Source organism: Limimaricola sp. G21655-S1 (assembly GCF_027213785.1).
In the GTDB taxonomy this organism is placed as follows: domain Bacteria; phylum Pseudomonadota; class Alphaproteobacteria; order Rhodobacterales; family Rhodobacteraceae; genus Limimaricola.
The window spans coordinates 1-269 of record NZ_JAPWGO010000240.1 but is presented as its reverse complement, the minus strand read 5'-3'; the positions used below and the strand labels follow the sequence as shown (position 1 = coordinate 269).

At 62.1% G+C, this 269-nt stretch carries 1 protein-coding gene; it reads left to right on the top strand.

The window, feature by feature from the left end; all coding sequences use genetic code 11:
- A partial coding sequence (locus O4G76_RS20610; RefSeq protein ID WP_269398989.1) for a zinc-binding dehydrogenase occupies positions 1–269 on the top strand: 269 nt, incomplete at both ends.

Genomic DNA, 269 nt, shown 5'->3' with positions numbered 1-269 from the left:
GCCAAGGCCGGTCGCATCATCGCCATCGACATCAACGAGAGCAAGTTCGAACTGGCCCGCAAGCTGGGCGCCACCGACTGCATCAACCCGAACGATTACGACAAACCGATTCAGGAGGTGATCGTCGAGCTGACCGACGGCGGCGTCGACTTCTCCTTCGAGTGCATCGGCAACGTCAAGGTGATGCGTGCGGCGCTGGAGTGCTGCCACAAGGGTTGGGGTGAGTCGGTCATCATCGGCGTCGCCGGAGCGGGTCAGGAGATCAGCAC